The sequence below is a fragment of the Bacillus sp. 491mf genome, from assembly GCF_900112415.1.
Taxonomy (GTDB): domain Bacteria; phylum Bacillota; class Bacilli; order Bacillales; family Bacillaceae_G; genus Bacillus_A.
This window is the reverse complement of sequence record NZ_FOLV01000004.1, coordinates 168,089-183,629: the sequence shown is the minus strand read 5'-3', so window position 1 is coordinate 183,629 and position 15,541 is coordinate 168,089. Positions and strand designations below refer to the sequence as shown.

Genomic DNA, 15,541 nt, shown 5'->3' with positions numbered 1-15,541 from the left:
TCGGGTCTAATTGCAAATGTTTGAATTTGCAATTAGACCCGAAATGGATAAAATAGTTTCATGGTGGATTGGGTTTCAACATGATTTCCAAGTATCAGTGGGTAAAATGGGGAAATATTTCAAACAGCATCTTCCTGATGCTACTCCAAAATGAACAAAAGCTTAAATATATGTTAGGATGTGTTTTTATTCAATGGTTTTACAGTCTATCGATTATGAAATATTCCAGTGGATCAGCTCGAATGTTTATAAATACCCTTTACTAGATAAAATGATGATTTTTTTCGCTGAGTATGCTCAGTACATTTTGATCGTTACATTATTCGTTTTATGGATTACAAATATAGAAAATAGAGTGACTGTATTTCAATCTTTATTTGCCTGTTCCTTAGCATTTACTATTAATCAAGTGATTGAATTGTTTTTCTATCGCGATCGACCATTCGTCTCGCATCATATCAACCAATTAGTTGATCACGCTGTAAATTCTTCTTTCCCGAGTGATCATGCTACAGCTGCTTTAGTAATTACAGTAACAATTTGGCTATGTAGTAAAGGAAAATCATTTATGTGGATCATTTTTGGAATGTGTATTGCTTTTTCAAGAATTTGGGTTGGTGTTCATTATCCTTTTGATGTATTGGCAGGGGTAATTCTAGGATTATGTACCGCATTACTTGTCCATTATCGAATCATGAAATTGAATCTTATGAACAAAATAACGAAATATCACTTATTCCAAAAATAGAAGCAGTTAAAATATTTCAAATAGACACAATCATAATAATTGACTAAATAATTTATCTGTGCTATAATTTAATTTTTCGTTTTTAAATTATATAATAGGATTCTCCTGGCCAGGGGAATCCTATTTTTTTGTCCTGAAATGAAGGAGTGTGTTTGCATGAAAAAAAGTGAATCAAGTTTAACTTCATTAATTTCAGCTTTTGGCAGAGCTTATCATAGTCAATTTGATACTCCTAAAATCTTTAATGACTATATAGCTAAAGATTTAATCTCACAAAAAGAATTTAATGACATCAAAGAGAATATGGTTCAAGGCATACATTTCTTCAATGAAAATATCGCGCAAAAGTTTAAGGGGAATGCAGAAGAAATATTAAAATGGATTACACAGGTCCAACTTTCTCCAACACCCTTGGCACGTGCTGCGTATTGTGAAAAAGTATTACTTCATGAAATTATGTTAGGGTTAAAACAATATGTCATACTTGGCGCCGGGTTAGATACTTTTAGTTTCCGACACTCAGAATTAGAAAACAACGTAGAAATATTTGAAATTGATCACCCTGCTACACAGGAATTGAAAAAGAAAAGATTGGATGAGGCTAATTTTAAAATTCCAAGTAATCTTCATTTTGTTTCTATGGACTTCACCAAAAAGTTTTCCTATCAAAATCTAATAAATGAAGAGTTCAATAACAAAAAAACTTTTTTTAGTCTTTTAGGTGTTACTTATTATTTAACTAAAGAGGAAATTTCAAGTTTAATAGATCATCTATTCACCAAGGTCTCACCAGGAAGTTCCATAGTTTTTGATTATGCCGACGAAAACTTGTTTAAAGAAAAAGGTATCTCTAATAGAGTTGAAAACATGGTAAAAATAGCTTCAGCAAGCGGAGAACCAATGAAATCAGGTTTTTCTTATTTTGAAATTGAGAAAATGTTAGAAAAATCAGGTTTATTGATTTATGAACATGTATCACCGGCTCAAATTAATAAACTTTATTTTGAAAATCGAAACGATTACCTATCAGCTTTTGAAACCATTCATTATCTTCATGCTGTAAAAAGATAAAAAAATTCCAAACCAGATCGAAGGAAAAACAGGATAGACGCCTGGTAACCCTTCGATCTTTTTTATAAAGGAAATAGGAGAAAAGCGAGGGATGAAACTGGATAATTCATTCCTCTGAACATATGATTTCGGACTAACTTTTTTCTATATGAACAATATGTGAAAGCGCTCACAAAATCGTTATATTATGTTAGAATAATTATGAAATAAATCCAGAAATGTTAGAGGAGGAAGGCAAAATGAAGTTACATGGTATCAAAAAAGCATGTGTAGCAGCCGCCGTTACTACCTTAATAGTTGGAGGATTTGCTATTCCCGCAAGCGCTTGTACATCGGTTTTTGCAGGAAAAAAAGCAACCGCAGATGATTCGGTCATGGTTGCACGAAATGAGGACGTATCTAGTGCATGGTCGAAACATGTCAAAGTATTCCCTCGTAAAACACATAAATCAGGGGAAAAACTAAAATTTGTAACTGGACTAACAGTAGATCAACCAAAGGTATCCTATAAGTATATTGCAATACCAGACTGGGATCCTTCAAAAGGGCCTTTTGAAGAAGCAGGGATAAATGAATACGGAGTAGCTATTTCTGCTACAAATAGTGCTTATGCAAATAAAAAAGCAGAAGCATCTGACCCATTTGTGAAAAAAGGTGTTAGCGAATCAGTTATTCCAACCTTGATTTTACCACGTGCTAAAACAGCCCGTGAAGGTGCTGAATTACTCGGACAGTACATTGAAAAGTATGGTTCTGCTGAAGCAAATGGCGTTGCGATCGCAGATAAGAATGAAATTTGGTACTTTGAGGTTGGAACAGGACATCAATGGGTAGCAGAAAGAGTACCTGATAATGCTTATTTAATTGTTGCGAACGGATTAAGAATCGATAATGTGAATCTTTCCGACACGAAAAACTTTATGGGCTCTAAAACATTAATTTCTCATGCAGTTGAAAAAGGCTTAATACCAAACAATGACAAAGATAATAATCAAAAATTTGATTTTGCTGGAACTTACGGTGATATTGGTCAAAAATACAATACACGTAGAGAATGGTGGGGACAAAAGACATTTACTCCATCTATAAACCAAGATGCTGAATTAACACGTTATCCATTATTTATGATTCCGGATCAGAAAATTACGCCAAAACAAGTGATGAAATTCTTGGGCTCTCATTATGAAGGTACTTCATATGATCCTTCTACAAGTACAGGTAAAGATGAGCGTGCTGTTGGTGTAGATCGCACAGTGGAATCCCATGTTATTCAGCTAAGATCTAATATGCCTGCTGATATTGCCAATGTTATGTGGCTTAGCCTAGCAAACCCGGAATATAGTGTTTATTTACCATTCTATCAAGGAATGTATGACACACCAACTGCTTTTAAACATGGTAATGACAAATATGATGATCAATCAGCTTACTGGGCTTTTCGTGCACCAGCTGCTTTAGCTGCAACAAACCCAGACACACTTGGGGTAGGTTTGAAAAACTATTGGGGTAAATACGAGGATCAGTTATTTACAAAACAAAGTTCGGTTGAAAACAAGGCTTCGGAGCTTTATAAGGAAGACAAACAAAAAGCAATTAAGTATTTAAATAAATATAGTAATGACACGGCTACAGATGCATTTATAAAAGCAAAACAATTAAGAAATGAATTAATTACGGATATTGCAAAAAAATCAAAAGACGTCTTCAATCCGGATCTATAATCTATAAGAAATGAAGAAACTTCGGGGTCAGTCCTCACAGCTTTTAAATTGCGGGGCTGCCCCTTTTTGATTGATTAATTCAGTCAATTATATAATAAGTCTATTTCCAATATTCACCAATGGACTATCTCCCATCTTAGAAAGACGCTTAGAATGAGAAGTTTTCATAAAGATTTACACTTCATGTAGCAGTGAATGTTTATAATGTTTTTCCACTCTATTTAAAGTAATATCCCGCTCTTTGTCCCATACCGAATGCCACTCAAATGTTCCCGGTTCAAAAAATAACGGAAACCTTTTTTTAAACCAATCTTGCATCGGTAAATTTAATGCATCCTTTATATCCACCCATACTAACTCTCCTTCGGGCGGCTCTTCAAGTAGCTTCCCTTCAAAAGATGTTGCCAAATAATTAAATACCATATATCGTAACTTTGTGTTTGGCTCACAAAATTCGGTGATTCCTTTAAAGATAATATCTTTTACGATTAAACCTGTTTCTTCACGTACTTCTCGGATCGCTCCGTCTACAATACTTTCTGGAAAGTCGACTTTCCCACCAGGAGCAATGTACCCAGGAAAACTTAAACGATCTGGACGATTCATAAGTAAAACTTTGTCCCCATCTTGTACCATACACATCGTTAACATTTTACATTCAAAATTACTCATCAAACATTTCCTCCCTTTTGTAGATTCGTTGTTGAAAATATATTTTAAAATATTTCTTTTTTTCTTGCTAAATACAACGCAACAAACTGTGGTTTTTCAATTTTCCCACCATGATTTTCAATTACGTTATGAATACTATAAAACAATTTCTCTTTTACCTCTTTTGAAAGCAAACGATGGGCAGATTGCGTATGTAATAATGCAATGTATTCATCACTCGTATAGGTATCAGTCCAATTATAAGTTTTTACAACTAAATCTTGGAACAAATCATGCTGCATTGTAAGAGTTTTTCTTTCTTCAATTAATTCTTCTGGAGTTGGTAATTGATTTGGATGTAAATGCGGTGCATACTCTTCATAGCAATCGCCAATCTCTCGAAAAATATCAGTATTTGGTTGTATATGATATGTCCAAAAGAAGGCCATTGTCCCATGTTTGCGCAGTAAATTCGCTACTTTCGGATAGCCAATTTCAGGCTTAATAAAATGAAACGCTGTTGCTGAAACAGCAAGTGAGTATAAATCATCCTGCTGATTCCAAGTTTCAAAATTCCCTTGATACACGTGTATACCATTCTCATTTTGAAATTTAGAAGCTGTAAATTGAGCTAATCGTTCTCCTAGCTCAATACAATCAATCTGCTTATATCCAAATCCAACGAGTCCTTCCGTTGCTTTACCCGTACCGCAACCAATTTCAAGAATTTGATCTTCCTTTTCAATATTTGCATACGTGAACAAATCTTGAAAAAGTTCCTTTGGATATGTCGGTCTTATTTTCTCGTATTCTTCGGCAATATCATCAAAAGTATATTTTCTTTCCTCAAAATTTACATCCATTCTTTTCTTCCACCTCTTCTATAAAAATTTCTACTTCACTTATAATTTCATCTACAATAATTGAAATATCTTTCTTTTCTTGTTTCGCTTGTACTAGCTTATTTGACTCATGCCATTTTCGACCTATAGCCATACCAATCGGACAATCTTGCTCCCATGTTTGTAGTAATCGGTCGACAGCATGTCCTCTTCGCAATACAAAATCTGTCTTCAAAACAAATTGTACGATTTCAAGTTCTTTATGCGGACCTGAAACCTTCATATTTTTCCCTTGTAAATAAGCATTTCCGGCTTTCAAATTGGTTGCTCCGACCAGCTTATCTCTCGCAGCATAGTGAATATTTGTGATTCCAGACATGACAATAGCACCAAAACATAAAGGGCACGGTTCCATCGTAGAATACAGTTCATATTCCTTGCGCGTTGCGTTTGTTTCTAAATTATTTATTTTTAATATTGCATTAATTTCTGCATGAGCAATTTTGTTATTACATATTTCATTTGGCAGCGCTTCCGTCTCGTAAACTGTATTTCTACCTTTTGAAATGATATTCCCACTTTCATCTACAATTACAGCACCAATGGGAAATGAACCGTTACAATACGATAACCAAGCTTGGTTGAAACATTCTTTCCATGGTTCAGATAATGTATTCCACATATCAGATTGTGCTCTCCCTTCATAAATTTTTAATTGAGGTTTAAAGAAGAGAAATGACTTGCTTATACAAATCGTCTTTCTCCTCTTCAGGTATTCCTTCTATTAATCTTGCTGCCATAATAGGTAAAAACCATGATTCTATGTCTTTCCACGTACCTTTTGATAAAGTTAAATACTCATTTACGTACTCCTCACAAAATGCATGGCGCAGCGCTATAATACCTTGTTTCACTGATTCTGGTATACTTGCCGGTAGATAGGCATGTTTTAAAATAATAACCGTACGTGCTACATCGGCAAATGGATTACCGAAGCCTGCTGTCATCCAATCGATCACAACTGGTCCCCGCTCTGAGATTAAAATATTATCAGGATGAAAATCCATATGACACACTGCTTGATTCGTTGGTAATGCTTCCATATAAGTTGCGATGTTTTCTTTTTGCTCTGACGTAAAACGATCACAATGATTTATATGCGAAATTAAAGTTTCACGAATATCCGAAAATGCATTAGATTTCTGGCTATGAATTTGAAAATGAAACTCAGCAAACCTTTTTGCTTCTTTCTTTACATTCATCGGATTTTTAGCTAATTGCTCGGTTAAAGTCACGCCATCAATTTTCTCATAAATAATCCCCGTTCTATCTTGATAAGAGATCTTATCCCCTACTTTAGGCGCGGGTAATCCAAGGTTTTGGACTTCTTTACTTGCAAAAAATTCCTTTTCAATAAGCGATTCCTGAATGTGGTTATGAAATAGTTTTACAATTTCTTTGTCATTCCATAAATAAATCTCTGCAGTAATTCCTGCCCCCATTTTTTCTTTCATTGATTCGTCCTACTTTCATTAATTTGTTATACATCTTCTATTTATTTCCTTTTCGCGGACTACTTTTCCTTCTTTATTCGACAAAATTCACACAATAAAGGCGGATGTCTTGTTAGAAATCCACCTTTTTCTGATTCTATTACTTTTTATATAAATTCATTTTAATCTTTCAACATATAAATCACTGCTATGCAGAAGAAAATATGGCAACAACTATTGTTTGAAAATTTGCGTGTGGTAGAAAAAATCCCAAACCGGTTCTACGCACAGCCAGATGCTCTTGCCCATCTAAAAGAAAAGAAGTTTTTATGTCTATTACATATTATACTTTTGCACTTTCCTTCCCCTTCTCAACATAACTCATATCCCCAACGGATTCGATTGTATACTTCCCATCTTTATAGATAATTTTAGTTACACTTGCATTTTCTAGTCCAAGTATTATTTTACTACTATCAATCATGTCTACTAATGATGTGATTGTAATTCCATGAGAAACTACTAAAACGTTCCCTCCACCATTTTGGGCAGTCTCTTCACTAATGTTATCAAGTTCTCTTTTTATTCGGGTAGAAAATGTTTTCCAATCTTCAGCTTGTTTTGTATCGTCTGCCTGTACAATGAAATTCACAATTTCTTCAATAGAGAACCTCACTAATTCTTCTGCTGATTTCACGCCAGCAACAACACCGATCATTTTTTGCATATTTTCATTCTTATCGCCTTCAAAAATCCCAAAATTTAATTCTCGCAAATCTTTCCTTTGTTGTAGATTTATCGTTGATTGTTCGTTACATTTTAATACCAAATTAGCAGTTTCAATAGCACGACCACTATCACTACTATATGCATCAACAAAATGAATATCTTTTAAGCCTTTCCCTAAATTTTTAGCTACCTCAACACCAGTTTCTACTAATGGAGAGTCTGCCCAGCCTTGCACACGCTCATTAGCATTTAACATTGTTTTACCGTGTCTAGTAATATATAACGTAACTATATTATCTTTGTTTTCATTTAATGTACTACTGCCTTTTTCCATCACGTTCATGAATTTCTCTCCTTCAGAATATAATCTACCTAATTTAATTATTGGATTTAGTGAACACGTATAAATAAACCTAAGCTTCTTCTTTAATCGAGTTCTATATTGCTTGAGAAGTTTTATTATCAATACCGTCATGCCCTCACTTACGATTATATCATTCTTCGATATATTGAAATAGTGATAGGTTTGCTATTGCGTATATATTACTTCTCCTTTCAAGGATGATGAGATGATGAGATTGTTAACTTAAAATAAAGTGAAATTTCCATCCGTATTTTTTTCATCTCTCTTCCAAATCGGGCTATTTCTAGTTTACCGCCTTATAATCTAATATCTCTTGTGACATACTCGCAACAAGAGATATTAATCACTAAATTCCATATATCATATTGATCTTCAAATGATTGTCCTTATCACTGAAAAAACTCCAGATAAACAATAAAGAGTCCATCATACTAGATGAACTCTTTTTATACTGTCTTTCTCAATGATTTTAAATAACGTGTTGTAATTAAAATCATACCAATGGTAAATGCAACTATTGCTACCAAAAATATAGCAATAGATAATATACCTTGATCAACTAATTCTATAGACTTGAATGGTAAAGACCATAAATGTCCAAATCCCCACTTTTCTTCTGAAAAAAGAAATAAACCGATTAAAGACAGGATTATATTAACAAATGTAAAAGTGATAGATGTTTTTATAAATAAGAATAATAGGAGTTGCACTATTATAAGAGGAAATGTCGCAACAACAGAAATTAAAAATACTTTAATCATAAATTCTAAAGGAAATGGATCTGTAAAATCAAAATACATTCCTGATACATACAAGCTCATTAAAACTATTAAGTGTATTGCAGAAAATAATAACACACTAGATACAAATTTCGATAAAACAATTTTAAAATTAGTATTTGGAGATAGATGCATTATTTTCCAATTGGTTTTGTTTTCAAACTGACACAAGAAGGCTGTTACCATCCCTGAAATGACAGGGAGAAAAAAACCAACATAGAAAAAAGATATAAACATCCATACGCCCATCCATGAATTATCCAAACCGTGGTTATACTCTCCTACCACGAATTTAGTATACATAATCATTGAATATATAATCGGACAAAGTGCTAAGATGAAAAATGTAATTTGTTGAGGGTGTTTTCTTATTTTTATCCAATCGGAATAAATTAAATTTATCATTTGAGATCTCCTTTGTTAGTTTTTATTATTCATTTTAATAAATAAGATGTATCCAATTCCTAAAATAAGAATAGTAATAGGAATTCCTGCTAGCATGTACCATTTATCGTATGACCATAATGTATTAAAAACATCTAGATTATTCACATAATTGATTGGAAAATATAATATTTGATATGAAATAGGAAACCACCAAAGCTTAGTTGAGCTTAATATATCGCCGAAAAGATACGAAACTAGAGCTAGTGCAACAATCACTGATTGATTCGATAAATTAATGGATATAATGAACGCCAAAGCGCAAAATGGAATGCTAATAAGAAATGGATATAACGTAAAAACAAACACATGCTGCATTGAAACCATATCTAAAGAAATACCTAAACATGGAAGTAACAACACTGTACAAATCATATGTATTACGGTTGTAATAATAAGAGCAACCATAACAACAAGGAATTTATTTACATACACACTAAATTTCTGTACTGGATACGTAAATGTTCTTTTCCACGTAGAATTTTTATATTCGACATTGTTTACACTAGCTATAATAAACACAATAAAAAAGTTTAAGATGTATTTTAAAAGTTGCAAATTTATACCGAATATAGTTTCTAATTTAATAGTATGAGAATGACTATAGTAATTTAATCCAACAAATTCACCTAATGCAAGTATAATAGGTCCTAAGATAACCAAAAACCAAAAATGACTTTTTCTATATTTTATATACTCAGTGGCTAATACATTTCTCATACACTTACAGCACCTTGTTCTACAATATCTAAATATGCTTCCTCTAAATTCTGCTTTTTAGTTTGGAAAGATTGAATAAAAATTTGATTCGTTACTAATAGTTGTTGAATATTATTCAGTGATTTTTCATCATAATATTCAATACTAAAGATGTTGTTATTTACATTGAATGTGTAATTGGATTGTTTAAGTAATTTATCAGTAAGAGTTATATTATTAACACTAACTTCAACAATATTTAATGATTGTTTATTTTGTAGAGAAGATAATAAACCTTGGTACTTTATTTCTCCATGATGAATAATCCCGATATGATCAGCCATTTGTTCCACTTCACTTAAAATATGACTTGAAAGGATTATAGTAGAATTAAACATTTTTGGAGCTTTTTTTATTAATTCTTTCACTTCATAAACTCCCTGTGGATCTAAGCCATTAGTAGGCTCATCTAATATTAATAATTCAGGGTTATTTATGAACGCAGCAGCTAATCCTAAACGTTGTTTCATACCAAGAGAATATTTTTTAAAAGCACGATTTCGATCCTCATATAGTTTAAATAAATTCAAAAGTTCTTTTATATGTTCTTTATCATGAACATTTTTCAGTTTAGAAGCAATTACTAAGTTTTCGTATCCGGATAAATGCTCGTAAAAGGTTGGAGCTTCAATTAATGAACCTGTTTTAGATAAGATTTCTATTCTATTCTTTTGTATATCCATTCCCAATATTTCTACAGTTCCCTCATCAGATTCTATTAATCCTAAAATGATTTTAAAAAATGTAGATTTACCAGCTCCATTCGGGCCTAATAATCCAAATATTTCACCCTTTTTTATATTTAAATCAATGCCTTTTAAAACATGTTTGTCTTTATATTTTTTATGCAGACCTTTAATGTTTAAAACTTGGTTATTCATAATATCAACCACCTGACGTTAGAGTTTAAAATCCATTATCTGATTGAATTTATATTTGTAGGAATAAGCATTTGAGAAATAGATCTCAAATGCTTGTTAAATTATTTACCACTATTTTTTCTTTCAGGAATAAAACTAGAAAGGAAAATTGCAACAATTAATGCAAGACTCAAGTTTTCAGTATTATCAATCACTAAACCGTTTTTCCATTGATATATAAAGGATATCAATATTATAAGTATAGCGATTCCAGCCGTATATCTTACTACTTTTTGCTTAGTTCTCGTTTCTTTTGTGTTCATATGTATCCCTCTTTCTTATTTATTAGGTAAAGTTTGCAGCATTGTTATTCCTTTAATGGAATGCTGTCTGTTTAATCCATTGTAAGACTATTAAAGGCATTACGATTTTTTTGAAATCAAATGACAACTGAACTTGTTCTTCTAATTCTCCGTGTATATGCAAATTCTTTTGTAAAGCTAACATACACTCTGTAGTTTGCTCTTTTAACCTTTGATACATAAATTCTTTTGAATGCTGGATACTTTCGTTTTGGTTTATCATATATCCGATAGCTATTGGTCCTTTTTGTTTACCTATTTTCGCTCTCAATTCTTGAATATTTATATCCTTTAAATGAACAAAATAATCATTATAAAAATCAATTGAATAAGCACCTGATGTCGATATACCAGTTACAATATTCGGTTGAAAAACTAATAGAATAGGTACTAAAGCTGTAAATGTTTGATTGTGAAATGATTCATATAGAATTTGAGCTAACGTATTCATATGAATCAATGGTTTAACTAGACTAACTATTTCTTTTTGTGATGCTTGTTTATTCAATGGGTGTTTATAAACATGATATGGCAATACTTCACATTCATTTGAACAGATTTTTAAATATTGATTATTTTCCTTACGCTGATTCAAATGATAGTTTATATTGTCCATCATATTTGCAGAACGTTTTGTCTCTAGTATCAGAATAACCACACCTCCTTGCTGTTTGACTTTCTGTACTTAAAATATACTTGTTAATTTATGTTAATAACAATTAGTAAAATTCCATTAAAATTTAGGCGAATAATCACTCGTTTTAAACTTGTTATTTTACTTATTTTAAAATAGTAGGAATCAATTAATTTCTAATCTATATAAATACAAATTAAAAAATCAACATAGAACCTTCTTTATTTTGAGTCGGGCGAGAGCATCTGGCTATGTATAGAAGTGGTTAGGGGCCTTGTCTGCCACATGCAAAGTTTAAAATAAAGGAGAATGCAAGGAAGCGGTTTTGCGTAGACGAATACATAAAAAATCCCACTTAAAGCGTGGCTTAAGTGGGAGAGAGTTGACTCAATATTTTAAGGTATTTTGCTGACATTTTATATGCACGATTATCATAAAAATAGTTTCCTAGTTCAGTAGCGAGTTCGCGAACTAAAGGATATTGTTTCTTTTCTAGGCCCATTTCAATTGCTTTTTGCATATTTTTCTCGTATCCATAATAATCTCCTCTTAGTTTAGATACTTTTCCTCTAAGTCCAAGGATATTAACATACGCGTGTGGCATATCAGCAATTGATAAAATTTCTAATGCATCATCCATCAGTTTATTAACAGTTTTCCAGTCTTTAGATTCTATATAAATCTCTATTAGGCTCCTTAATGCATATATTTTTTGAGCTTGATCTGGATAGAGGTTGCTAGTCTGTAAACTTTTTTCATAATATTTAATGGAGTTAGTATAATCTTTTAATCCTTGATAAATTTTTCCGTAATTATATGCAATCAAAGGTAAATACATAGGGCTATTGCTAGCCTCTGCTTTAGTTTCCGCTTGTTTTAAGGATTCAAGAGCTTTCTCGGATAGATTATCTTTTTGATATTGTAGTGCAATGATTATGAGAATGTTTATTAGTTGATTTTCTATATTTAATTTTTCATACAATCTGTACGCTTTTTTAGCATACAAGCGACTAATGCTTTGATCCTTATAAAGACTTTGGCTTGATAGACTTAGGTTATAATATATATCAGCGTGCTGCTTAGTTTCTTCTAGACCAAGTAAGCTCTCTGTCTTCATAGTAATTTCATGTGCAGCCATATAGTCTTGTTTATTATAAAAATAATGACTTCGAGCCATTAAATAATATATAAAATCTTCGGTATATTGAGGATTCACTTGATTTGGAATGACTTGTGAAGCCTCATTTACAATTGGTGCTACATGTAATAAGTTATTATTTCGAGAATGATAGTATATTAAAACACCATAAGCCTTTAATAATAAAAGAAGAGGGTCTATATCACGCACATACAGTTCTAAGAAAGATAAGTCTTTCTCGCTTATCACCTTATCGTTTTTATACCTATTACATATTTCAAGAATCTTAGGTTCCATATCGTCATTATTTCCATCGACAAGAAAATTGTATTCAACATCTAGCTTTTCAGCAATCTTTTCTAAAAAAGAAGTTGAAGGCTTAATCTGTCCATTTTCAATTCTACTTAAATAAGTTATAGAGCAGATCCCGGATACTAGTTCTCCTTGCGTAAATTCTTTATGTATACGTATTTGTCGAATACGTTCACCAATGTTCATATCTCCATCCCCTCCTTTGAATGGCCTGCTTTGATTATTTTAGGAGCAATATTATAAAATATTTTGTGTAAATGATTAAAGACGCAAAAAAGGAAGCCCTTTGCTTAATAGAACTGGGTTATATACAAAATCCACAGAAAAGAGGCCCTCCTATGAAGCCGCTTACATCAAAAATCATCGAAGCACTAGTCTAAAAACAAGATATTACAAAGGGTTCGTATATTTGACTATAGAGCTATTGAATCTACCGAATTTTCAATGGCTATTTTCAAATATTTTGCTGACATTTTATAAGCACGATTATCATAAAAATAGTTTCCTAGTTCAGTAGCGAGTTCATGAACTAAAGGATATTGTTTTTTTTCTAAGCCCATTTCAATTGCTTTTTGCATATTTTTCTCGTATCCATAATAATCTCCTCTAAATTTGGATATCTTCCCCTTAAATCCGTATAGTTGAACATGAGCGAAAGGTACATCAGAAATTGTTAAAAAATGAAATGCCTCATCCATAAATGTATTAACAGTTTTCCAATTTTTAAGTTCTATATGAATCTCTATTAAGCCTCGTAACATGTATATCTTTTGGTTTTTTTGAAAGAGAAACTCACTCAGTTGCAAACTTTCTTCATAGTATTTAATAGCATTAGTATAGTCTTTCAAGCCTTGATAAATTTTTCCGTAGTTATATGAAATTATAGGTAAATACATAGAATTATAATTATTTTTCACTCCAAGTTCTGCCTGCTGTAAGGTTTCGAGAGCTTTGTCATATAATTCATCTAACTGATACAGTATTACAAGCATTAAAAGAGTATCTATTACTTTATGCTCTATATTAAATTTTTTGTACAATCTGTATGCTTTTTTAGCATACAATCGGCCAATACTTTTATCTTTATAAAGCCCTTTATTTACGTGACATAGATTATAATATATATCAGCGTGCTGCTCAGTTTCTTCTTGGCCAAGTAGGCTCTCTACCTTCACATAAATTTCATGTGCAGCCATATTGTCTTGTTTATTATAAAAATAATGACCTCTAGCCCTTAAATAATATATATACTCTTCAGTATACTTAGGGTCTACTTGATTTGGAATGACTTGCGAAGCCTGATTTATAATTGGTGCTACGTGTAATAAGTTATCATTTCGAGAATGATAGTATATTAAAACACCATAAGCCTTTAATAATAAAAGTATAGAGTCTATATCACGCACATACAGTTCTAAGAAAGATAAGTCTTTCTCGCTTATCACCTTATCGTTTTTATACCTATTACATATTTCAATAATCTTAGGTTCCATATCGTCATTATTTCCATCGACAAGAAAATTGTAATCAACATCTAGCCTTTTTGCGATCTTTTCTAAAAAGGAAGCTGAAGGTTTAATTTGTCCATTTTCAATTCTACTTAAATAAGTTATAGAGCAGATCCCGGATACTAGTTCTCCTTGCGTAAATTCTTTATGTATACGTATTTGTCGAATACGTTCACCAATGTTCATATCTTCATCCCTTTCTTTGAAATTATTTTAGGGCGATATTATAAAAATAAAACCAACATTATCTATCATAATATTTGTATTGTTTTATATGTGGGCAATAAAAAACATTGTATATTTCCTTATATATATCAATACAACACAACTGTAACTAATTACTTTAATTATTAATAATTTATTTGGATGCATATGGAATTTGTATGCCTGATTTACTAAATCCGTTATCCTCTCTCTGCTACTTACATTACTATATTATACCAATTATCTGATGCTCACGCCTAACATAATTCACTTTTCGATATGATTCAGTTCAGCGGATCAACTACTTGCATGTCGAATATCATCGAAAGATATTTATAGCGTGTCGAATCGCCGATATATTGCAAAGAACGGTCGATAACGGAAATAAAAAGAGTGAAATCCTGCATAATCTCAATACTGGATTTCGCTCAATCTTTTCTATATATAATCAGAATGGATTCTAAAGCTATTGAAATTTTTCCTACAGCTGTTTTTATCCCGCATGAACGTGCAGTAAGACCCACCTCATGATGAAAAGAGAAGCGAGGAAGATACGTGGAGGATAACTGCTCATAAAAGCCAGATTGGGCTGGCATTCCATCAGTGAGGAATGCAATTAACTCCACTGATGGAAGTTTCACTTTAATAAGAAAACATGTAAGCAATTAATACTCCACTAAGCTGGATACAGGAACTTCTTGTTCATTATTTGGTTCATTAAGAGGGTAAATTCTAGCTGTTTCGTTCGTTTCATCTACATTTTGAATATAGATTTGCATTCCGTTGTAAGTTACATTCGCCATAACCGGTGAAGCGGCAATCTCTTGTGCACGTTGTTTATTCATGATGATAAACCTCCCTTTTCGTTTAACAATAATAATATGGGCTGCCGCTCCCTTAAATATTCTGGTGAATTCACATT

Annotated in this window: 17 protein-coding genes; 4 read left to right on the top strand and 13 right to left on the bottom strand. The window is 32.1% G+C overall.

Annotated elements, in window-relative coordinates; genetic code table 11:
- The first annotated feature begins 16 nt into the window (after positions 1-16).
- The 4 genes from BM211_RS06795 (at position 17) to BM211_RS06780 (ending at position 3,540) form a co-directional block, all read left to right on the top strand.
- Positions 17-154: an aminoglycoside 6-adenylyltransferase gene (locus BM211_RS06795; protein WP_090995976.1), complete on the top strand. Its 138-nt coding sequence runs from the start codon at positions 17-19 to the stop codon at positions 152-154.
- 24 nt (positions 155-178) lie between these two features.
- Positions 179-748 carry an undecaprenyl-diphosphatase gene (locus BM211_RS06790; protein ID WP_371261857.1) on the top strand — a complete coding sequence of 190 codons (570 nt, stop codon included), beginning with the start codon at positions 179-181 and terminating at the stop codon, positions 746-748.
- Positions 749-904: 156 nt separating this feature from the next.
- Positions 905-1,819, top strand: a complete 915-nt coding sequence (locus BM211_RS06785) for a class I SAM-dependent methyltransferase (protein ID WP_090995969.1) — start codon at positions 905-907, stop codon at positions 1,817-1,819.
- 239 nt (positions 1,820-2,058) lie between these two features.
- Positions 2,059-3,540, top strand: coding sequence for a C69 family dipeptidase (locus tag BM211_RS06780; protein ID WP_177206890.1), 1,482 nt, complete (start codon positions 2,059-2,061; stop codon positions 3,538-3,540).
- Positions 3,541-3,714: 174 nt separating this feature from the next.
- Here BM211_RS06780 and BM211_RS06775 read toward each other — a convergent pair whose 3' ends face one another.
- The 13 genes from BM211_RS06775 to BM211_RS06710 form a co-directional block, all read right to left on the bottom strand.
- The gene (locus BM211_RS06775) at positions 3,715-4,212 is read right to left on the bottom strand and encodes an 8-oxo-dGTP diphosphatase (RefSeq protein ID WP_035430094.1); all 498 of its coding nucleotides are present in this window, start codon (positions 4,210-4,212) and stop codon (positions 3,715-3,717) included.
- 44 nt (positions 4,213-4,256) lie between these two features.
- Positions 4,257-5,054 (bottom strand): rRNA adenine N-6-methyltransferase family protein, encoded by a 798-nt coding sequence (locus BM211_RS06770; protein WP_035430095.1) that lies wholly within the window; start codon positions 5,052-5,054, stop codon positions 4,257-4,259.
- Positions 5,038-5,715, bottom strand: a complete 678-nt coding sequence (locus tag BM211_RS06765) for a nucleoside deaminase (protein ID WP_051957206.1) — start codon at positions 5,713-5,715, stop codon at positions 5,038-5,040. Before BM211_RS06765 ends, BM211_RS06770 begins: the two co-directional genes overlap by 17 nt.
- A gap of 40 nt (positions 5,716-5,755) precedes the next feature.
- On the bottom strand, positions 5,756-6,547 hold the full coding sequence (locus BM211_RS06760; RefSeq protein WP_035430098.1) for a phosphotransferase family protein: 792 nt from the start codon (positions 6,545-6,547) through the stop codon (positions 5,756-5,758).
- Positions 6,548-6,869: 322 nt separating this feature from the next.
- On the bottom strand, positions 6,870-7,598 hold the full coding sequence (locus BM211_RS06755; RefSeq protein ID WP_090995963.1) for a histidine phosphatase family protein: 729 nt from the start codon (positions 7,596-7,598) through the stop codon (positions 6,870-6,872).
- Positions 7,599-8,065: 467 nt separating this feature from the next.
- Positions 8,066-8,803, bottom strand: coding sequence for an ABC transporter permease (locus BM211_RS06750; protein ID WP_035430100.1), 738 nt, complete (start codon positions 8,801-8,803; stop codon positions 8,066-8,068).
- Positions 8,804-8,818: 15 nt separating this feature from the next.
- Positions 8,819-9,562 carry an ABC transporter permease gene (locus BM211_RS06745; RefSeq protein ID WP_090995960.1) on the bottom strand — a complete coding sequence of 248 codons (744 nt, stop codon included), beginning with the start codon at positions 9,560-9,562 and terminating at the stop codon, positions 8,819-8,821.
- Positions 9,559-10,482, bottom strand: coding sequence for an ABC transporter ATP-binding protein (locus tag BM211_RS06740; protein WP_090995955.1), 924 nt, complete (start codon positions 10,480-10,482; stop codon positions 9,559-9,561). Before BM211_RS06740 ends, BM211_RS06745 begins: the two co-directional genes overlap by 4 nt.
- Before the next feature lie 101 nt (positions 10,483-10,583).
- Positions 10,584-10,784 (bottom strand): hypothetical protein, encoded by a 201-nt coding sequence (locus BM211_RS06735; RefSeq protein ID WP_035430109.1) that lies wholly within the window; start codon positions 10,782-10,784, stop codon positions 10,584-10,586.
- A gap of 52 nt (positions 10,785-10,836) precedes the next feature.
- Entirely contained in the window at positions 10,837-11,469 is a 633-nt protein-coding gene (locus BM211_RS06730) for a hypothetical protein (protein WP_035430415.1), read from the bottom strand.
- A gap of 355 nt (positions 11,470-11,824) precedes the next feature.
- Positions 11,825-13,093: a helix-turn-helix domain-containing protein gene (locus BM211_RS06725; RefSeq protein ID WP_090995953.1), complete on the bottom strand. Its 1,269-nt coding sequence runs from the start codon at positions 13,091-13,093 to the stop codon at positions 11,825-11,827.
- Positions 13,094-13,320: 227 nt separating this feature from the next.
- Positions 13,321-14,601, bottom strand: a complete 1,281-nt coding sequence (locus BM211_RS06720; RefSeq protein WP_090995951.1) for a helix-turn-helix domain-containing protein — start codon at positions 14,599-14,601, stop codon at positions 13,321-13,323.
- Positions 14,602-15,284: 683 nt separating this feature from the next.
- A complete protein-coding gene (locus BM211_RS06710; protein ID WP_035430116.1) occupies positions 15,285-15,464 on the bottom strand; it encodes a small acid-soluble spore protein H in 180 nt (59 codons plus the stop codon).
- Positions 15,465-15,541: the final 77 nt, after the last annotated feature.